Origin of the sequence: Porphyromonas endodontalis (assembly GCF_052173515.1) — a bacterium.
In the GTDB taxonomy this organism is placed as follows: domain Bacteria; phylum Bacteroidota; class Bacteroidia; order Bacteroidales; family Porphyromonadaceae; genus Porphyromonas; species Porphyromonas endodontalis_A.
Genome location: NZ_JBQMYL010000018.1, coordinates 1 through 21,152, shown reverse-complemented (window position 1 = coordinate 21,152; position 21,152 = coordinate 1). Strand labels below are relative to the sequence as shown.

The 21,152-nt window shown below is 46.4% G+C and carries 14 protein-coding genes; 13 read left to right on the top strand and 1 reads right to left on the bottom strand.

Annotated features, from left to right (window positions below):
• The first annotated feature begins 880 nt into the window (after positions 1-880).
• The 7 genes from ACTTHR_RS07945 to ACTTHR_RS07915 all read left to right on the top strand — a co-directional run bounded on the left by ACTTHR_RS07945 (position 881) and on the right by ACTTHR_RS07915 (position 12,892).
• A complete protein-coding gene (locus ACTTHR_RS07945) occupies positions 881-2,806 on the top strand; it encodes a T9SS type A sorting domain-containing protein (RefSeq protein WP_424777416.1) in 1,926 nt (641 codons plus the stop codon).
• A 26-nt stretch (positions 2,807-2,832) separates the two neighbouring features.
• Complete coding sequence (locus tag ACTTHR_RS07940) at positions 2,833-3,924, top strand: hypothetical protein (protein WP_314824442.1); 1,092 nt, start codon at positions 2,833-2,835, stop codon at positions 3,922-3,924.
• Between the two features lie 12 nt (positions 3,925-3,936).
• Positions 3,937-6,918 (top strand): hypothetical protein, encoded by a 2,982-nt coding sequence (locus tag ACTTHR_RS07935; RefSeq protein WP_442605784.1) that lies wholly within the window; start codon positions 3,937-3,939, stop codon positions 6,916-6,918.
• Between the two features lie 289 nt (positions 6,919-7,207).
• Entirely contained in the window at positions 7,208-8,254 is a 1,047-nt protein-coding gene (nusB, locus tag ACTTHR_RS07930) for a transcription antitermination factor NusB (protein ID WP_442605783.1), read from the top strand.
• 30 nt (positions 8,255-8,284) lie between these two features.
• Positions 8,285-9,043, top strand: a complete 759-nt coding sequence (locus ACTTHR_RS07925; protein ID WP_442605782.1) for a lysophospholipid acyltransferase family protein — start codon at positions 8,285-8,287, stop codon at positions 9,041-9,043.
• Positions 9,044-9,057: 14 nt separating this feature from the next.
• On the top strand, positions 9,058-9,549 hold the full coding sequence (locus ACTTHR_RS07920) for a methylated-DNA--[protein]-cysteine S-methyltransferase (protein WP_442605781.1): 492 nt from the start codon (positions 9,058-9,060) through the stop codon (positions 9,547-9,549).
• A gap of 52 nt (positions 9,550-9,601) precedes the next feature.
• Entirely contained in the window at positions 9,602-12,892 is a 3,291-nt protein-coding gene (locus ACTTHR_RS07915; RefSeq protein WP_442605780.1) for a glycosyltransferase family 117 protein, read from the top strand.
• A gap of 178 nt (positions 12,893-13,070) precedes the next feature.
• Here the strand turns inward: ACTTHR_RS07915 and ACTTHR_RS07910 are convergent, their stop codons facing one another.
• Complete coding sequence (locus ACTTHR_RS07910; protein WP_442605779.1) at positions 13,071-13,286, bottom strand: hypothetical protein; 216 nt, start codon at positions 13,284-13,286, stop codon at positions 13,071-13,073.
• 251 nt (positions 13,287-13,537) lie between these two features.
• Between ACTTHR_RS07910 and ACTTHR_RS07905 the strand changes: the two genes are divergently transcribed.
• The 6 genes from ACTTHR_RS07905 to ACTTHR_RS07880 all read left to right on the top strand — a co-directional run bounded on the left by ACTTHR_RS07905 (position 13,538) and on the right by ACTTHR_RS07880 (position 20,783).
• Positions 13,538-14,452, top strand: coding sequence for a ribonuclease Z (locus ACTTHR_RS07905; RefSeq protein WP_442605778.1), 915 nt, complete (start codon positions 13,538-13,540; stop codon positions 14,450-14,452).
• 10 nt (positions 14,453-14,462) lie between these two features.
• Positions 14,463-15,212, top strand: coding sequence for a C40 family peptidase (locus tag ACTTHR_RS07900; protein WP_442605777.1), 750 nt, complete (start codon positions 14,463-14,465; stop codon positions 15,210-15,212).
• A 282-nt stretch (positions 15,213-15,494) separates the two neighbouring features.
• Positions 15,495-17,345 carry a glutamine--fructose-6-phosphate transaminase (isomerizing) gene (glmS, locus tag ACTTHR_RS07895; protein ID WP_442605776.1) on the top strand — a complete coding sequence of 617 codons (1,851 nt, stop codon included), beginning with the start codon at positions 15,495-15,497 and terminating at the stop codon, positions 17,343-17,345.
• 24 nt (positions 17,346-17,369) lie between these two features.
• Positions 17,370-18,116, top strand: coding sequence for a Bax inhibitor-1/YccA family protein (locus tag ACTTHR_RS07890; RefSeq protein WP_315334375.1), 747 nt, complete (start codon positions 17,370-17,372; stop codon positions 18,114-18,116).
• A gap of 142 nt (positions 18,117-18,258) precedes the next feature.
• Entirely contained in the window at positions 18,259-19,095 is an 837-nt protein-coding gene (locus tag ACTTHR_RS07885) for a Bax inhibitor-1/YccA family protein (protein WP_442605775.1), read from the top strand.
• A 344-nt stretch (positions 19,096-19,439) separates the two neighbouring features.
• On the top strand, positions 19,440-20,783 hold the full coding sequence (locus ACTTHR_RS07880) for a TolC family protein (protein WP_442605774.1): 1,344 nt from the start codon (positions 19,440-19,442) through the stop codon (positions 20,781-20,783).
• Positions 20,784-21,152 lie beyond the last annotated feature (369 nt).

Genomic DNA, 21,152 nt, shown 5'->3' with positions numbered 1-21,152 from the left:
CTTGGGGTTGTTATCGGTACCTATAGCACCTTGTTTGTAGCCTCTCCTATTGCTTACATGATTTGGGAGAAGCGTCGTAGCAAGTCTATTGCTAAGAAGTAATTCCCTCTAGGGTTACATAAATATAAGGCGCAGCCTCTCTCATCTTAGGTGAGAGGGGCTGTTTTTTTGCCTGCAAATCGAGCGATTGTTGGGTGATTTTTCTCCGAAATCTACCCCAAAAGGCTACTCCTTTAGGGCAGGAACGGCGCGGATATCAGCTATCTATTAAACCGATTTTAGCTATACATGCTCAAATGCTAGGGCTCGGAGGGATTTTCTTTTTTAGGTTGAAGTCGGTTTTTATTCATTTGCATAGTTCTTGGGAAATAACTATTTTTGCAAAAACGGAACAGTAAAAAGTCTCCTTATCGTATGGAAGGAACTAATCCACCATATTGTCTACAACTCTAGTGTTGATTTATCCACTTAAGTCGACCTAGAGATAGATTAGGTTATATAATACCATAGGATTTGACCTTGGTAGCGCGTCTACTATTTCTTTGTCAGATCTGTTGATGCCTCCTGAGGTATTGCCTTGATTTACCAAGTTGCAGCGAGAGTGACATCTTGTTGTTTCTTTGGTTCATTCCCAAGAAGAGTTTCTTTTATACAACACAACATCAAGATTTATTCCAATATGAGAATATCCAACTTCTTGTATGGATTGCTGTCCATCATAATTTTGTCAAGTGAAAGCTTGTACTCACAAGGGTTCGATGTCTCTTCTGATGTTTTTCAGACACAAGGAGAGCAAAGGAAATTGTGTGGTGAGAATTACATGATACAAGAGTGCGGTCTATATGCCCCTAAGAGACATAAGGAGCATGAATCCCAAGCTATGGCAGAGTATACCGTATCATTTATGCTAGACGAAACGGCTGAGACTGACAGGATCGTACTAGCCATTTTCGGGGAAAATATCCCTGAATCTATCATGATTAGAAAGTTTTCCTCCATAGGAGAGGCTAGCTGTAAGTTGCCTAAAGGTACCTACACTATGTATGCATATTATCTCTCAAAGGATAATATGCGTTGTTACGTTGTTTTTAAGGACAATGTGGCCGTTCTACGCAATATGTCTATCGACTTTAATGTCCAAGATGCTAAGTATCTCACGGAGATCAAATCTTATGACGAGAAATCCGTCTTGCTACAGGGTGATGTCAAAAAGGATGGACAAATCTTGCAGTTGGGGAACTGTAGGCACTTGTCAACAGATGTCTACTTCGTCCATAACAAGCTGGGTTGTCTTATGACTTCATTCAACAACTACTACAGTCCTAACTACAACTTCGGCATATATACCAATGACTTTGGGGACAACATCTCTTTAGGAGCCACGGTCAAGGGAATAAAAAAAGAGGATGGCTCTCGCTATTTCCTTTCCTATAGTAGTGACAAAGCTGGTCAAACGCTTGAAAATACCCCAAGCGACTATGCACTAGCGAAGCAACGCTTTGAACCGACGAAGGTAGGGCGAGGGTATATCTCTATTGCCTCTCCAGCTTATTACGTGTGGAGTGTATACGACTCAGGGGCCTTGTCAAACTCTTTCATGTTTGACTACGACTTTATCGTGAAGGATAAGATTGTCTCCTTTTGGTATGATCTCCCCAAGAGTAAAGATGGGAAGTTTATGACCTTAGTTGCTCCTGCCTTCCAAGATCAGCGCACGGTAATACCATCAGTCGGCGGATCTGCTAGATATGATTATCGATATATGGTAGGGCTTCCTCTTTGTGGTAATGTTCATGGTACGGAGTATGTAGACTTTGGCTATGGACTGTGGTATGGCTATGCGATGCTTCCTGATGGACGCCAGAGCATTTATCCCGGTCATCCAGTCTTTTCTTTTACCGAAAAACAAGGAGAGTTTGAGTATGGAAATAGTTGCCCGATACTCTCAATGATTACCATTCCAGACAAAAAAACCTTGCTTCTCAGCTATACTTACCTAGGGCGCTATGGAGAAGTAAGAGAGACCGATGCCAAAGAAGAGTCTATACTACACCAAGATAGAGATGTCAAGGGGGATGTTGTACACCATGTTATTACAAATTCCAATGTTCAGGTCGACAACGTCGCTGGATACAATATCACAACGTTAGACTACAATACGAGCAGAAGCGACTTCGTACCTCCAGTCCTTCAGATGTTGAGATTCGTTGACACAGAGGGTGCCATTACAGATCGCTTTAATAGCGGTGGGGATGGCTATATAGAGTTGGCTGCAGGAGACTTTGACCACATTGATAATGGCAAGGGACTAGGATATTGGAGCTGTAAACAGCATAGTGTAGATGTCAAACTTTACTACTCAGAACATGGTTCTGAGGCCTGGCATCCCTTAAGTATCGAGCTAAAACCCGAGCATTACTGGGCTCAAGGATTTGGTGACTTCTTCCGTGGTGCATTGTCCGATGTAACAGGTCGGAGAGGATGGTTTGACTTAAAGGTCGAGCTCTGGGATCTGTCTGACAATAAGCAGACACAAGTGCTATCTCCAGCGTTTTACATTGAGAATCCCACTACTATCTATCCTATTCTTGAAAGAAATGATGTCGAGCTGAAGCTAGAAGGATCCTCTATAGTTATCACAGGACTGAATGCTCCCCAAGTTTCCGTGTATGATAGTGCTGGTGTAATGTTGATAGACAAGCGCGGAAATAGCATACCCATAACTCCCCTTGCCAACGGCACCTATCTAGTGAAGATCGTTTGTAATGGTAAGACCTACAGCAAGAAGGTCCTTTTGTCACACTGATTGCAAATGTATAATCTGCTAAGCATATGACACAAATAAGTCGTAAGAAGATGAGGGCTCTGCTAGGCATTATATTCCTTATCTTTTGTGGTATCCTCTGTTCATGCGACAGAGGGAAGCCTACGCCAAACGAGGATGGAGATGCTGTTATCGTGCTATCTGAGTCTGAGATAACGATAAGAATGGGGAAAGATGTACAGATTAGTCTTTTGAAAGGAAAGATACACTCACATCAAGTAGAACCCTTAGACATTCTGTCGGTAACTTATGCCCCAGATTCCAAAGTAATCAATATACATCCAGTGAAAGTTGGCCAATGTAAAGTGCTATTCTTTAACAAAGAGGGGATTCCGACAGAGCTGCGTATATCGGTCGTCAAACGAACTCTACAGCCGACAGCTTTGGAGTATATTGCTCCTTATAATATAGCTCATGATGGAGTCTCTTTTGACAAGAGTGGCTTCCCTGAGAATTCTGCTCTTTTCAGCTGGTCAGAAGCCAAAGAGCGATTCTCTGAAATTACTATTGAGGGGCAAAGATGGCATCTACCTACATTCAAAGAGTGGACTGCGGTCGCATCAGAGTTCCCAAATGTAGTCTACTATGGTAAAAAAGACACGCTGAGAACCTGTTATGAGCAGGTCGTAATTAATGGTGTAACTGTAGAGGGGAATTCTGAGTTCTTTAATACGACGGTAGGGATTACCTATGCAGTCAGATTTAAGGATACAGACTATTATTCAGCCTGGCGGTACTCTTATGAACGATATAAGGATAAGGTGCATAAGTTTGACAGTAGACTTGTCATAACAGCTCGTCCTATAGACCTAGACTTACCAATAAGTGCTGAGAGAGACTTGACGCGAACAGACTTTTGGGAGCAAAGCAGTAGTCTCGACAGAACGGTTGAACTACCTGCTACTGGGTGTATTAAAATGGCTGACAGTCCCAATGACGTCTTTAAGCGAGGAGCCTCTGGCTTTTATTGGGCTTCTGATCTGTATGAGATAGCTGGGGGATCATACCCTAATATCTTTTACTTCAACTCTATGTACATTCTGCCAAGTTACTACAAGCTACCTAACGACAAGTTTGCCGTTCGACTATTCAAAAACTAAACATACAATAATATGAAATCAATTGTCAATAATAGGACTTATAAGTCTTTACTTCTAGTACTCTGTATGCTCTTTATCCCGATGCTCCTCAGGGCAGCTAGTGGATCATCCTCTACAAGAGCCTCAAGACATAGCTTTAAGGTCAATGCTCACAGTAATCCTGTGAACGATATTGAGAATAAGGCTGTACTCCTTTTTTCTCCAAAGAGTCAGGCGAAAGCCTCGCTGTACATTGAGTTAGTAGATCCTCAAGAGAAGACTATACGTATAGACTGGGGAGAAGGCAATGGCGTAGAGAAAGTAACTCTAGACGAGAATGGCTACATCAACCATACCTTTAGTAAAGATGTGGATGGGTATCACATCGTCATCGTAGATGTTACTGATGTGGAAATACTCAGGGATGGTGACTATGATGGGGCTCCTATTGGGGTGCGAGAAATAAATGCTCCAAAGATGACAGCTTTCTCCACCTCGAGTGCTCTGACCGCTACTCCTGAGATTGACTTCTCACACCTTCCCAAGCTACAGTATGTCTCCTTCAATGCCATATCTTCTTTTGTGGCTCCTGACTCGTTGCTGTCGTTTTCTATGTATCGTAGTACGGGGGCGAGTGCTCCCTACCTCACCAGCATTGACCTGTCTCGGGCCAAAAAGCTTAAAACGCTACAGATACAGCAAGCATCACATATGCTTAAGGAGATCGATCTGACGCAAAACAAGGAGCTTACAACCCTAATGATTTCAGGGTCCACGAATCTCTCGATGAAGCCAACTTTGACGACAATCAAAGGAGTAAAGGAGCTAAAGAATCTTACTTATTGTAATCTGGAGTACAATGCACTAGACTTTGACAATCTTATCTCCAGCCAACCTAATGCTGCCAGTCCATATGTTTTTCAATACGATTTTCAGAGGTTTGTCATACCAAAAGACAAAATTGGAGTCTCAAAGGTTGACTTGTCATATCTACGCGAGATTAGTGATGGTTTGATGGAGGGTACTCATCAGTCGACGTATACTTGGTACTTAGCTCCTCTGACCGAGTATGACCCTCTTGATGAGCGAATAGATCCCTCATACTATGAGGAGAGAGATGGAGTCTTTACCTTTAAGCCAGGAGCTTTTGGTACGGGAGTAACGCGAGCTAAGATTGTATGCAAGGTTAGCAACGATGCTTATCCATTCTATTCTAACTCGTACTCTGCCCCTGTAACCGTATCTCTAGTTGATGACAATCACTGCGTCTATGTGTCTGATGGAGCTTATGCCGCATGGGTAGAACCTTCCTACGAAGTGTACGTAGAGAAAGAAGAAGATGGTCAATGGATCATCGAAAAAAAGATAAATATTGGTGACAAGGTCGAGCCTGGGACTCATGTAGCTGTCAAAGTTTTATGGGACTATGGGATGATTATCGACAACTGGACTATCAATGGAGATATTGTCACAGTCTCTGCTGCAGATGCTAAGCCATTTAGAGGAGATATGCTTCGATTTATTATGCCTGCTGAAGGCGCTGTTGAGGTTGTCCCCAACTTTACAAACATTGTTGTCTCATGGAAAATTATTGCTCCAGATGGAGTAACAGACGAGGAGCTATCTAAATTTACCATCAATGTGACTAAGACACAAAATGGGAAAAGTGAGATCGTGCTTGGTCAGCGTATTGGCACTCTGTATGGATCAGATGTAGGCTGTGCAGATGCTCTATTTACATTTGAAGCATCTTGTCCTAGTGGATACAAAGTGGACAAATGGTTTGTTAATGGAGTTAAGCAGGAGAGTACAGATGCCAAGTTGAGCTATCAAACGACCCTAGACATTCACTCATTGAAGGTTGAGGTCAAGTTCCAGACTATGGTTAGTCACTACATCGTGAGTCTCTCATCAGATCCATCTAACTATGCAGAGGAGACTCTCCTTAAGGGCAAAGCTCCTAATGGAGAATTTGAGAGACTTACCACCGAATGGGTCCCCGAAGGAAGCATTGTCCGAGCATATGTCAAGCCCGTAGCACTTTGTAAGATAGACAAGTTTATCGTCAACGGCAATGAATTCCAAGGTGCAGTCGTGGATGCCGGTGTCGAGGGGCAATACATAGAGCTCTCTATAGATAAGGATACAGAGATTGTAGCAAAAATGCTACATCAGTATGGCACTATAACCTTTGCTCCTAGGGGGGATAATGCTACTAGCGCAGGCACTGAGATCATTGTTACAAAGCAAATGCAAGACGAAGCAGGCAATTGGGTAGATGGGGAGGTCGTTCAGAGTGGTGACCACCTCGCACCAGGTCAGCGTGTGAAAGTGTTTGCTAAGTATGACAGACGCTTTATTATCAAAAATTGGATTGTAAATGATGCAGTATGGACAGACTCCCCGACAGAGGACAAGGCATCGTATGCCAATCCTATATTCATTCGTATGCCCGAGGAGGGAGACCTGAATGTAGTCTTAGAGCTTGATAGAGTAAACATGGTGTGCTTCTTGACGATCCCTGACGGAATAAGTGATGGTAAGGAGCAGTTCTCCCTAGCTGTCAGTCTAGACGGAAAACTCTTAAGGGGACAGGAGATGACTCCTGGTGTGAAAGCTTACTACGTTGAGGATCTTGAGGGGAAAACCATTAAGTGTGAAGCCAAGGCTATGCAAGGGTACACACCTCAGTGGACAGTTGATGGAACTAAGAGGCCTGAGAGAGACTTTGTAATTGATGTGACGGCAAAGAAGAATCTTACCATCCGACTCGCATTTGTCAAGGAGAATGGAGTGGAACAAATCTCTCACAAAGTCTCTGTCTACGGAGTAAATGGACAGATAGGTATTGTAGCCCCAAGTCAAAGTGCTTATAGTATCTACAGTGTAAATGGAGATCTGTTGGCACAGGGCAGGATAGGAGAAAGTCCCTCTATGCAGATACCTGTCATGAGAGGATTATACATTGTCGTTGTTGATGGCATAGCTTACAAGGTTTCTGTCGATAATAGATAAGTAGAAAGACCGGAAGGGGGAGTCGGAGTGTTCGTTCACTTGGGCTTTCCCTTCCGTGGCTTTACACCTCTCTGATGCGGGAGAGGTGTACTCTTTTCACTCCTCTTGAGAAAGAGGAGTATAACTTTATAGAGACTATCCCCTACACATAGGTCTTCTTTGATGTGAGCCCCAGCTTCTTTTGGAGATTGTATTGTAGAGAACCGAGAAACCGCTACCTTTGCACTCTCGTAAGGGGGGTGGGTAAAAGTACCCTTTTCCCCCTGCGATGGATTGAAATAGAAACTCAATGATCAACCGAACGCTCATTCGCATCCGTGTGCTGCAAGAACTCTTTGCCTATTACCATAACCCTGGGAAGCAACTTGCTGAGGCGGAAGCCCAATTGAACACCTCCAACGAGAGAACACACGACCTCTACCTCCACCTTTTGACCCTTGTACCGACTCTGACTCGCTTCCATCAAGCGCGTTTGGAGCGTCGTCGCAATAAACTATTGCGTACTGAGGAGGATATAAATCCCAATATGCGCCTCGCCAACAATCGCTTGGCGCAGGCTATGGAGGCGAGTACTACTCTGCAAGAATTTATTCGTGAGCGTGGGCTTATTTGGTCAGACGACGATAGACTCTTGTCTACCCTCCTTGATGAAATACTAGCGAGTGATCTTTACCAAGAATATGTAACCTCGGCTCCCGATACTTTTGCAGCCGATGCTAAGTTTTGGGTACAGGCTTTTGCCGGCTATACCTTCCGTAACGAAGAGCTTGACGAGTTCCTCGAAGGGCTTTCGCTCTACTGGGATAACCCTCTGGGGGTAACAGAAAAAATAGAGGTAGAAGACAAAGTAGACATAGAAGAAGTAGACGAAGTGGTAGCCGGCCTCAAGGGCACGGAGTATTACCACGCTGTGCGTCTTGCCTCCAGTCCGGTAGAGATTGAGAAGGAGTTTGCCCTAAAGAGTATGCGTAAGGCAAAGCCCGACACCTCTTTCGACGAGGTTATTATCCCGGCTTACAAAGACGAGGAGGATACCCACCTTGCCGCAGAATTGCTCCGAACCACCATTGTACACGAAGAGGAGTATCGCGAGATTATCAATAAGAATCTCAGGAATTGGGATATGGATCGAGTGACCGATGTAGATATGATTATTCTGCAAATGGCACTTGCTGAGCTGTTGTCTTTCCCCACGATCCCGACTACGGTTACTCTCAATGAGTATATCGAGCTTGCGAAGATTTACTCCACGGCAGAGAGTGGAGTCTTTGTCAATGGTTTGCTAGACTCCGCTTTGCACCAATTGCGCAATGAGCGTCGTATCCTAAAGTTCTGAACATAAAATCATAAATACAATTACCCTCTCATGAAAGCCCTGCTGCGAGTACTTTATCTTGTATACTATTGTCTCGTAGCAGCTCCTTTGTTTGTCGTAGCCACCATTTTGCTCTCCACAATTACCGTTGTGGGGTGTGCTTTGGGAGGTCAACGCATCTTTGGCTACTGGCCCGGAGTCTACTGGTCGCGCATTGCTCTAGTGCTTTCTTTGTGCCCTACGCGCGTGGTAGGTCGTGAGTATATCCCTAAAGACCACACACCTTGTGTGGTGATGGCGAATCATCAGGGTGCCTTTGACATCTTCATGATGTACGGCTTGCTTCCCATTCCTTTTCGTTGGGTTATGAAGGCGAGTTTGCGCAAAGTCCCCTTTATGGGTAAGGCATGCCAAATGGCCGGGTTCATCTTTGTCGACGACAAAAAGAAGGGGTCGATCCAAGATACGATGGATAGTGCAAGGAAGGTATTGAGCGAAGGGACTTCTATTTTTATCTTCCCCGAGGGGAGTCGTACGCTCACCGGGCGGATGGATCGCTTCAAAAAAGGGGGATTTGTCTTGGCATACGAATTAGACGTCCCCATTATCCCCGTTTCTATTGATGGCTCTTATCGAGCCCTCCGTGCAGGGACCCGTTGGGTCACACCCACTCGCCTTACTCTTACCATCCACCCTCCCATCCATATTGACAAAGAGGGCGAATACCCCCGCAATATGCTACAAACCTTGGATCAGGTACGTAGCTCTATTGCCTCCGTACTCCCCGAGGAGCAGGAGACTCATTCGTGAGAGCTTAGTGGTTTATGCCCCTATTTACGCTCCCTTTCTTAGGCACGATAGAGCTAGAGATTGCCCCTAAGTATTGGCATCTGAAAGCTCCCCATGTAGAACTTCCCTCCTGCTCCCAAGATACCCCGCTTAGCACACTTTATTCCTTCGATCTACACCTCGAGGTTCCCCTCTCTTCGGACGAACGGAAGGTGCTAGCCCTTCTCTCTTCTGCTCGTCCCGAGTTTACTGAGGTAGAGGCTTCTCTGTTTCGTCGCTCTGTATGGAGGGCGATAGCTGCAATTCCTCTCGGACAGACGGCTACGTATCAAGAGCTTGCCCAGACTATTGGCAACCCTAGAGCTTTGCAAGCCGTGGGCACGGCTGTGGGGGCTAATCCCTTTGTTTGGGCGGTGCCATGCCATCGGGTTGTACGTGCCGATGGGCGTTTGGGAAACTTCGCTTTGGGCTCCACTCTCAAGGCGGCCCTTCTCCTTTGGGAGCGGAGAGTGCTTGCTCTTCGCTAATTCTCAACTATCTTTGTACCCAATGTAATAGGGTGTTTATTTACCATATAGTATGGAATGGAAATCTTTTAGAAAGATCAATTGTGGTTTAGGATGGCTCACATTTGCTATTGCTGCCATAGTTTATCTCTTGACCATTGGTCCCTCAGCTAGCTTGTGGGATTGTGCTGAGTTTATTGTTACCGTGCGTAATCTAGAAGTAGGGCACCCCCCCGGCGCTCCATTTTTTATGCTTGTGTATAACGTAGCCACACAGGTAACGAGCGATCCCATGAAGGTGGGGCTGATTTGTAATGCCGTGAGTGCCTTACTAAGCGCCTTCACTATTTTGTTCCTCTATTGGACTATCACCCACCTGGTGCGGCGACTCATTGCTCCCGGGGTGCGTACGGGATTCACATCGGATGGCAAGCCGGCTCACCTCACCAAAGCTCAGTCTATTGCTATTTTTGCTTCGGGCGTTGCCGGAGCCTTGGTCTACACATTTAGCGATACTTTTTGGTTTAGTGCCGTGGAGGCGGAGGTGTATGCCTTTAGTTCTTTCTTCACAGGCCTTGTCTTTTGGCTGATGTTGGAGTGGGAAGAGCACGCCGAGAAGCCCGAGTCCGATCGTTGGCTTGTGCTCATTGCCTACTTCATGGGCTTAGGTATTGGGGTGCATCTCCTCAATCTCCTTTGTATCCCTGCCATGGCATTAATTTACTACTATAAGAGGACTAAAACCCCCTCTATGAAGGGTGCTATTGGAGCTGTTTTACTCTCCTTCATCCTCATTGTTGTGATGATGTATGGCATCATACAAGGCTCTGTAAAGCTCGGAGCTGCGTTTGACCTCTTTGCCGTAAATACGTTGGGATTGCGCTTTAATAGCGGATTCCTTTTCTATGTGATTCTGCTTTTGGGCGTGCTGGCATGGTCTGCATGGGAGTTCTATCGCGGGAAGAATGAGCGTCGTAGTCGCATCTCGCTACTCTGTAGCTCCATCTTGATGGGTATCCCCTTCATGTCCGATAGCGTATGGGTATGGTTGCTCTGTCTTGCTATCTTGGTTTGGTTTACCCTCTTCAACAAAAAGGTGTCGCAGCGGGTGCTGGGGCTTTTGCAGATTTCAATGGCTGTAATTGCTATCGGATTTTCTTCCTACGGCGTGATCTTGATTCGCTCCGTGGCAGATACTCCGATGAATGAGAATAGCCCCAATAATGCTTTGTCGCTTAAGAAGTATCTCAATCGTGAGCAGTATGGCGATAGGCCCTTGCTCTACGGGCAAACGTTTGCCTCTAGGGTGATGCGCTACGAGCCGACCAAGAAGGTGATAAGTGCCGCCCCTAAGTCGAACCCCAACGAACCCGATCGCTATATCGAACTCTATACGGAAGAGAAACCGGTTTATACGAATCAAACCCTCTTCCCACGCGCTTATTCTTCAGATCCTAACCATATTGCTAGTTACAACAGCTGGATGGGTCGTAGCGAAGGAGACCTCTCTCAGCCCTCTTTTGTGGAGAATCTGAAGTTCTTCTTCGGCTATCAGGTCAACTATATGTACTGGCGTTATTTTGCATGGAACTTTATAGGACGGCAAAACGACCTCTACGGCGATGGCTCTAACATCCGAGGAGGAGTCTCCACAGGGCTACCTTTCATTGATAACTTAGTGCTGGGGAGCGGAGACGATCTCCCCGATGAGATTACAGATAACAAGGGGCATAATGTATATTTCCTCCTTCCCTTTATTCTTGGGATCTTGGGGATTGTATTCCAATTGATGCGGGGAGCACGAGGGGTACAGAGCTTTTGGGTTGTCTTCTTCCTCTTCTTTATGACGGGGCTGGCCATTGTGATATACATCAACCAAACCCCCGGGCAACCCCGTGAGCGAGACTATGCCTATGCTGGTTCGTTCTACGCCTTTGCTATTTGGGTAGGTATGGGTATAGCCGGACTTTACTACCTATTGCAGCGACTGAAGCTCTCCCCCATGGTAAGTGCAGCTATCGGAGCCGTTGTTGCCGTGCTGATTCCCCTTCAAATGGCAGGTCAGAACTGGGACGATCACGACCGTTCCGGAAGAACGGTTGCTTCCGACTTCGGATACAATTTCCTAATAGGGTGTCAGCCCAATGCAATTATTTTCGACTTCGGAGATAACGATACCTTCCCGCTCTGGTATGCCCAGGAGATTGAGGGGGTACGCCCCGACGTCTTGGTGGCGAACCTAAGTTATTTAGGGGGTGAGTGGTATGTAGATCAGATGCAGCAGCAACTCTACGATGCGCCGCCCATGCCTCACCGCTTCATGACGCCCAATTTTTACTATAAGAATCCCTTTGCCTTTATACAAGAGGGGCCTCTACTGCCCCTAGACAAGGCACTAGAGTTTGCAGTACAATCCCCGGGGTATGGACAGGCTGTATTGCCATCGCATCAACTTTTGCTCCCGCTAGATCGGTCGATGCTGGCTAAGCGTTATCCCCTCTTGGGTGATAGCTTGCCTGGCGAAATGCTTATCGACCTCTCGGGGAGTCGGATTGCCGGGCGAGATAAGCTCGCTATCCTCGATTTGCTAGGAGCGAACAATTGGCAACGTCCTATCTACTGGGCACGTTCTACACCCATCAATGCCTTTGCCAATCTGCCCAATTACCTAACAGCAGATGGTATGACTTGGCGCCTCAACCCCATCTCCGTGGTGGGAACTCCCTATGAGGAGGACGTAGAGCATGAGTACGATCTTGTGATGAATAAGTACCGCTGGTTTGGAGCTAGTGACCCCAATATTTACTTCGACGAGAATATCCGCAATACAATTAGTGGTTACTATCGTGGGATGCTCTTCCCCTCTTTGGCCAATGCGCTACTCGCTAAGGGTGATAAGAAGCGTGCCTGTGAGGTCTTGGAGAAGTGCTTTAAGGAGATTAATCCTAAGGCAGTTCCCTATTCGCGCAACGAGCTTATGCTTGCCGATGTCTGCTATAAGGCAGGACTTACACAGCGAGGGGATGAGATCGTTTCGGATGTAATGGCCAAATATATGCGCAAGAGCCGTTGGCTTATGAACCTTGCGATGGGAGGATCACGATTGCAAAAGATGTTCTTCCGCCACTATAGAGATGGGGTAGTAGACGAGACTTTCTCTGTGGCTCGCCTTGCTTTGCAAGTGGCACGAAGCCATGGCTCCAAAGTAGTAGACCACGAAGCTAATACGCTGATGGGCTTTATCCAAATGATATATGGAGAAGAGTCCGTTCGTGGTTTTGACCAAGACGGAGTAGCCCAGCCGACTCCTCAGCCCACTGATAGCGTGTTACCTCAGGAGGATGTGGATGGGAATACTCCCTAAGATCCTGCGCAACTTCTAAGAATACAAATCACCCCTCTCAAGAGATGCCCTCGCCCCACAGCGAGTTCCCTTGAGAGGGATCTTCTTTTTCTATTTATAGAAGAAAGGGGAGACTTCCGTTATAGAGGTCCCCTCTTTTTCTTCTTTATAATGGTGTCTAGGAGAGTTTAGGGCTGGACTATTTTCCGATGCAAATCTTACAAGCCGTTCGGCCTTGATTCCTCGCGTCTCCTATAGAAATCTTAATTACATCACCCTTGCAGCGGTTAAGTCCAAGGCAGTTAGGGGTCGAATGGTACTTTGTTGCACTGCCTCCGGTGCAGATGTAGACATGGGAGAGTGCGGCAAAAGCTAGGGCAATAATAGTTACATTTACTCTTTTAGTTAGTCTCATACTTTCCTCTTTTATTCTGTCTTTTTGTGAGTGCAAATGTACTATAAAAAGGAGAGTCCCTGAGAAGAGATTTCTAAGAAACCCAGCCCTCAAGATCAACTATTGAGAATAATAGAAGATCTTACGAGGTTAATTTAGGGAGGAAAATTAGGCAGGGATATCTTGCACTATGCCCTGCAAAATGTGCGAGTTTACCCCTGTAGAGTCAAAAAGAGAAGGTCTCTACGTAAAAAATTCTATCTTTGCATCCCATGGAGACCCTATCGGTACATATATTGGGTTGTGGTTCTGCTCTCCCGACTACAAAGCACAAGCCTTCCGCTCAGGCACTTACCCTTAGAGGTAAGGTCTACTTGGTGGACTGTGGCGAGGGTACCCAGCTCCAGATTCGTCGGCAAGGTCTTCACTTCGGACGCATTCACACTATTTTTATTTCCCATCTCCACGGTGACCATTGCTTTGGTTTGCCGGGTTTGCTTTCGACCCTCTCTATGCTTGGGCGGACGGGGGAGCTGCACATCCACGGACCGGAGGGGCTTACGGAGTATATCGACGCTCACCGTAAGAGTTTCCTTGCCGAGTGCAGTTACGAGATTATTACGCACGAACACGACTACCGCAAGAGTGAGGTGATACACGAAGACCCCTCGTTGTGCGTTCGCTCTCTGCCCTTGAGTCATCGCATCCCTACAATGGGGTTCCTATTCGAAGAGCGTTGTGCCGCCCGTCATTTGGATAAGCCTGCTGTGGATTTCTACCAAGTCCCCCGTTGTTGCTACCCTGCTATTTTACTTGGGGAGTCTTATACGGCGCAGGATGGTAGCATCATCCCCAACAATAGACTCACTAAACCGGGACGCATCCCCCGCCGCTATGCCTATTGTAGCGATACGGAGTATTTCCCCAATTTGATAGAGCAGGTGCGTGGGGTTGATCTCCTCTACCATGAGGCTACTTTTGGTGAGGATTTGCGTGCGCGCCTTGCCACTACTGCGCATAGTACGGCGCGAGAAGCTGCCACCATTGCCCTTAAAGCGGAGGTTAAACGCCTTTTAATTGGGCATTATTCTTCTAGATACACCGATGTAACTCCCCTCTTGGACGAAGCACGTAGTGTTTTCCCAAATACAACAGCCGCCCAAGAGGGGTTGATTATTCACCTATAATAAAAGATGTATGATTAACCTACAAAATGCTGTATGTCGCTCGGTACGAAGAGGGTATATCCTCTTTGTCCTCGTTGCGCTTACTTCTATTTGTTCCTCATGTGGAGCAAAGGCGAGAGCTTCACGCTCTTCGTTCTCTTCGGCTGATGCAGTTGCCGTCTACGATGCTAATGGCAAGTTTCTTGCTCATCCCGACTGTCCCGCTTATGCGGTACATGACGTGGCTCCCACGGGCGATCTTGTACAAGATCTTATCACGTTGGGTCGGAAGTTCTTGGGAAAACCCTATCGCTATCGTGGCTCTTTGCCTTGGGCTATGGACTGCTCGGGCTATGTGCGCTATCTCTTTTCTTGTTTTGGCATTAATATGAGTGGCTCTTCTGCAGACCTAGCTAAGGTAACAAGGGCAGTACAGAATCCTCGTCCGGGTGACCTCCTCTTCTTCAAAGGACGCAACAGACGGAGTGACCGTATTGGGCATGTGGCTCTTGTAGTAAAGGTACAAGGCTCTCACATTACGATGATGCATAGCACCAATTCTCGAGGAATTGTACAAGAAGATTTGGAGTCTAGTGCTTATTTCTCTTCTCGTTTTATTCGTGCCGGACGTGTTCCCTACCTAGAGCGTACGTATTCGGCTGCCTACAGAGAGGAAGACGAAAAGGCACAAGAGAAACTCCTCCCCATCCCTGCTCAAGCGTTGGCTTGGCAAGCTCCTAATCTTTTTAGCACCCCCTTCTTTGGTTGCATAGAAGACTAAAGCCCAATCCCATCAAGGGAAAGACCTTTTTATAAAGAGGAATCCTCCGAAGCTACACCAAGCGGTTCGGGGGATTCCTTCTTTTTCTCATTTTACGTTTGTATCATAGAGCGAATAAAAAGATAGGCTTGGGGCTAAAGGGGATAGTATGGCAAATGCTAGAGTTTACGGCTAGATTTAGACATGTAAATTCGGATTTTTGTTGTACTTTCGCGAAAGGAGTGGTTAACCGGAAGGGTAGACTGCTCACGGGACAATAATAAAGAAGAAACACACGTACATATGTGCGGAATCGTTGGATACACAGGGGGACAAGAAGCATTCCCCATTCTGATAAAAGGGCTCAAACGGCTTGAATATAGAGGGTACGATAGTGCGGGGGTTGCGTTGCAGCACGCCTCGGGAGATATTGTCGTATGTAAAACAAAGGGGAAAGTGATCAATCTAGAGAGTTGTGCTCAGGGTAAGGACTTGAGCGGGTCTTTAGGGATTGCTCACACTCGTTGGGCTACGCATGGGGAGCCTTCGGAGCGGAATGCTCATCCCCACTACTCAGAGAGCGGAGAAATCGCTCTTGTGCATAATGGCATTATAGAGAATTATAGAGAGCTTAAACGGGCTCTCTCTGCTGAGGGATATACCTTCCAGAGTGATACGGATACAGAGGTACTAGTACAACTTATAGAGTATACCAAGAAAAAGTATAATCTCTCGCTCTTCCGTGCCGTGCAGAAGGCCTTGAGCAATGTGATCGGCGCCTACGCTATCGCGGTAATTGATAAAAACGAACCTCATTGCCTTGTAGCCACTCGCAAAAGTAGTCCATTGGCAATTGGTGTTGGGGGGGATAATCAGGAGTTCTTTTTGGCTTCGGATCCCACTCCTATGATAGAGTATACACGCGATATCATATTTGTAGAAGATGGAGATGTTGTGGAGCTTATCCCCGGTAAGGCTCCCTATATGGAAACGCTTTCGAACCAAGTGATAGAGCCTAAGATTAGCAATGTCACCATGGATCTTGGGATGATTGAGAAGGAGGGATACCCCCACTTCATGATCAAAGAGATACTAGATCAACCCCGTGTGCTATGCGATTGTATGAGGGGGAGAGTCAATCCGGATCTTAAGGATGTAATCCTATCTGCTATGGTGGATCATCGCGACCGCCTACTCTCGGCAGAGCGTATTATTATAGTGGGGTGTGGGACTTCTTGGCATGCTGCTCTCATCGGTAAGCAGCTTATCGAGAGCTTGGCTCGCATCCCTGTTGAGGTTGAGTATTCATCGGAATTCCGCTATCGTAATCCCATTATTCGCCCCTCTGATGTAGTTATAGCTATGTCTCAGTCGGGAGAGACCGCGGATACTCTTGCTGCCATCCAGTTGGCAAAAGAGAAGGGGGCCTTTATCTATGGAATCTGTAACTCGGTGGGTTCGTCCATTGCACGTGCTACAGACTCTGGGACGTATATCCACGTAGGCCCCGAGATTGGGGTCGCTTCTACCAAGGCCTTTACGGGACAGGTTACTGTGCTTGTTCTCTTGGCTCTTTGCCTCGGACGCGAAAAAGGCTCTTTGCTTCCGGAGCATTACAGACAAATTATAGACGATTTGCTCATTCTCCCCGAGAAGATAGAAAAGATTTTTGAGCAAAAGGAGCGTATTGAGCAGCTATCAGCTCGCTTTACTTATGCCCATAATTTTATCTATCTAGGGCGAGGCATTAACTATCCCGTAGCTCTGGAGGGAGCACTCAAACTCAAGGAAATCTCCTACATCCATGCAGAGGGCTATCCTGCCGCAGAGATGAAGCATGGTCCTATTGCCCTGATTGACGAAGAGATGCCGATTGTGGTAATTGCTACTCGCGACAAGATTTACGAGAAGGTAGTGAGCAATATCCAAGAGATAAAGGCGCGAAAGGGACGTATCATTGCTATTGTAAATGAGGGTGATACTCAGGTGGCTAATATGGTCGACTATGTGATAGAGATACCGGAGATAGCACCCGAATTAGAACCTCTCCTTACTGTGGTACCTCTGCAACTTCTCTCCTACTATATTGCTGTGTGCAAGGGAAAAGATGTAGACCAACCACGCAATTTGGCAAAGTCGGTAACTGTAGAATAACTAAGATATAGTAAAAAGAAAATTATGGATAATCAGAATCTGACCCCTCCTCCTTATCGTGAGGATGTGGTTTCTCAAGCACCGGAAGTTATTGTGGAGACGGCGGATGTCGCCAAACTTTTCACCAAGGTGTTCTATTGGATGGCTGGGGCTCTAGGGCTAACCGCTCTCACGGCTTTCCTCGTTTATAGTTCCGAGTCAATGATGATGACCATTCTTATGAATCGTTGGCTTATGTGGGGGCTTTTTATTGCAGAGCTTGGTCTCGTTATGGGGCTTTCTGCTGCAATTCATAAGATGTCCTTCTCTACGGCAGTGCTCATGATGGCTATTTATTCGGTGCTTAATGGGGTGACGTTGAGTGTTATATTGCTTGTCTATACTTATTCTTCCATTGCGATGGCTTTTGTCATATCGGCAGGGATGTTTGCTGTGATGGCTATTATAGGCACGGTTACAAAACGAGATCTCTCTTCGTGGGGGAGCATACTTCTCATGGCACTCATTGGTCTCATAATTGCCTCGGTGGTCAATCTGTTTTTGCATTCATCGACAATGGAGTGGATTATTTCCCTTGTGGGGGTTGTCCTCTTTGCCATTCTTACGGTATACGATACACAGAAGATCCGTCGTCTACTTGTGGAAAAGAATGGTCTTGTTTCGGAAGAGGGAATGCACAAAATTGCTCTCTTGGGTTCATTAGAACTATACCTAGACTTTATCAACATATTCCTCTTTGTTCTTCGTCTGTTGGGCGGGAATAGACGATAATTGAGCTATATACTTATCGCCTCTTGCCTTCGTGGAGAGCCCGGAAGCGGGAGGCGATAATTTCCTTTCTTTCTATATCTATCTTGGAATCAACATCGCATGTAAAATACAAATTAATCAACCCAATAGAAAAACACTTGTTATGTTAGGAAATTTATTCTCTACGTTTCGCCCCAATGGGGGAGGCCAGGGATTTTCTCCCTTTGGTCTGATGAGAGGGATGACGCCACAACCCCCGGAGCAAGATAAGCGCCCTAGCTATCCTCCTCTCAATCCTAAAACCATCTATACAAAGATATTTCTATGGATGGCAGCAGGGCTTGCTCTCTCCGCTATTGCGGGGTTTGCTTTGGCTGCGGTGCTCAGTCCCGCCAGTCTGATAGAGTCTTTGACGTCTGATGGTGCTGTACCTACATTTCGTTTTATGTGGTTCATGCCCATCTTTGTGCTTCTACAACTTGTGCTGGGGATAGGCTGTTCCTTTTTCTTTTACAAGATGAATTATGGTATGCTAATCATATTTTTCGTCTTGTATAGCTTGGCTAATGGGATGACCCTCTCCTCTATTTTTATCGGTTATGATGCCTTTTCCATCATCGCTGCATTGGGGATAACGGCTGTTATGTTTGGAGCTATGTGCCTCATTGGCTTGCTAACCAAACGAGACCTCTCTTCGCTGGGAAGTATTGTGATAATGGCATCTATCGGCTTTGTGATTGCCTCTATTGTAGGTATGTTTGCTGCCCATCCTCTAGTTACGTGGATCACTTCTCTTGTTGGAGTCGTTCTCTTTTCCGGAATGACGATTCTTAGTATCAATGGGATCAAAACCACGCTTGAGCGAAACAATGGGCATATGTCTGAGCAAGATGCAAATAAGTTTGTGCTTCAGTCCGCTTTCCATCTCTATCTTGATATTATCAATCTCTTCATTACGTTGATTCAACTCTTTTCACGAAGAGATTCGCTTCGATATTAAGACTAGCCCTAGTGGCTTCTTCCTAATGAAGAGGGAAGGAGCTGCTAGGGCTTTTTTCTTCTGTCTTGTTCCCATAGCCGTACAGCTTTCGGATTTTTGTGTATAGCTTGAGGTCTTGGAGAAGAGTTGTCCCCAAAGATGAAGTCGCACCCCATACTCGTGGAGTGCGGCTTTTTTATGTTTCGGTCTCAATGCTCTTGGTGCCCTACCTTGAGGCATATCTCCTTTAGAAGCCCCTCTACTCCGATTGAGAAGAGGGTTTTGTGTCATTTGAGAAAGTGTTGTTTATATCGTACCTTTGCAATCCAGTTTTGTTTAGCATCTAGCCAATATATAAAGAGATTATGCGTAAGAGCGTTCTTGCCCTAACCCTTACTGCCGGACTTGCATGGGGAGCTTCGGCACAACAATTGGAGACGATTTATGAGTCGCTCCATCGCCCTATGACCTACCAAGAGTGTGTAGAGCGCAGTGTGTTTTTCGATAGTAATGTAGGACGGCAAAAGGTTGATAGCGCCCAACGGCGTCTTGCTTATGATACGGCAAGAAGCCTCTATTTACCCAAGGTTCAGGCCTCTATCAAGGAGGACTGGGAGTATGGAAGAAGTCAGGATAATACGGGGGCTTTCGGTCCACGTTCGAGTGCAAATACCACTTTTGATCTCTCTGCTTCGTACGAGCTCTTCTCGGGCTTGCGTCGTCCGCGTATGGTAAAGGCGGCTCGGTTGGATGAGCAGAATAGCGACGCGATGTTGGCGACTCTCCGCGAGCGAGCCGAGTTGCGTGTAATGGGCTTCTTCTACAAGTATCTATTGGAGCAGGATATCATTAAAGCTATTCAGCACCATCTTTCGGGATTAGAAGAGTTGCAAGAGCGAGCCATGCTCCTTGTGAAGGAGGGGAAGTATCCCTCTAGTCGATTGGATGAGCTGGCTACGCTGATTGAGACGGAGCGAGGTCTTCTCTACGAAGCCGAGAGCCTGTGTGCCATGATGCGAGTTGATCTCTCTGTTTGTGTTGAGTACTATGGTGAGGCTCCGATACAATTAGTGGCTCCGGATCTCCCTGTTCTTGTCCGGAATGCAGGCGCAGAACTTTTGCCTCCGGAGGCTATTTATCGTCATGCTTTAGCCCATCGACCCGACCTCAAAGCAGCTGATTTTGGAATCGCTGCTGCCGAAGAAAAAATCCGTTCTGCTCGCTCGGGATTCATCCCCTCCCTTAGTATAAATGCAGGGTATGGCAATGGTTACTTTCGTGTGCTACAGCAGGCGAATAAGTCCTTTGGCGATCAGCTCCGAGAGAATGGTCGCTTCTATATAGGATTTTCAGTCTCGTTGCCCATCTTCGATGCTCTAAATACCGCTCATGCGGTGCGTCGGGCGAAAATAGATCTGCATTCTGCACAACTTGATAAGATTGATGCCGATCTCGGACTTTACAAAGAAATCTTCAAAGCACACGCCAATGCCGTCGCCGCAGAGCGCAAAGTCTCATCTACAACTCTTGCTGCTGGGGCTGCTGAGCGAGCTTCGCAGTTCGCGAGGAGGCAATTTATCGAAGGAAAAACTTCAGCATACGAATTGGAGCAGGCCGAGGAGCGATGGATTTCGGCACAGCGAGAAGCCCTTGTCGCTCAGTACGACTTCGTCTACAAAGCGGGAGTTTTGGCCCTATACGGGCGTTAATTGGAGTTTTTCTCCTCTCTGTACAAGAAAATTTCCTCTGTAAGTTGTTGATTGGTAATGATGCAACCTTTCTTAACACGAGAAGATTGGAAATAAATTTGGCTGGGAAGAAATAAAAGCGTTACCTTTGCAAACGCAAACGAGGGAAGGGGGCGAGCGAGCCTCCGCGAAACAGGCCTTGGTTGCGATGAGGATGAAAGAAATTTTCCTCGAAGTATTGCAGGAGTCAAAATAATTTTTGTATCTTTGCAGTCACGTTCGCTTCCCGAACGGGTTCGGCTCCTAAGGGGTTAGGATTCCGAGAGGTGGGGCGAGATAACGAGATCTTTGAGAAGCTTGATATATAACAAATTGTGTAGTGCACGCCAC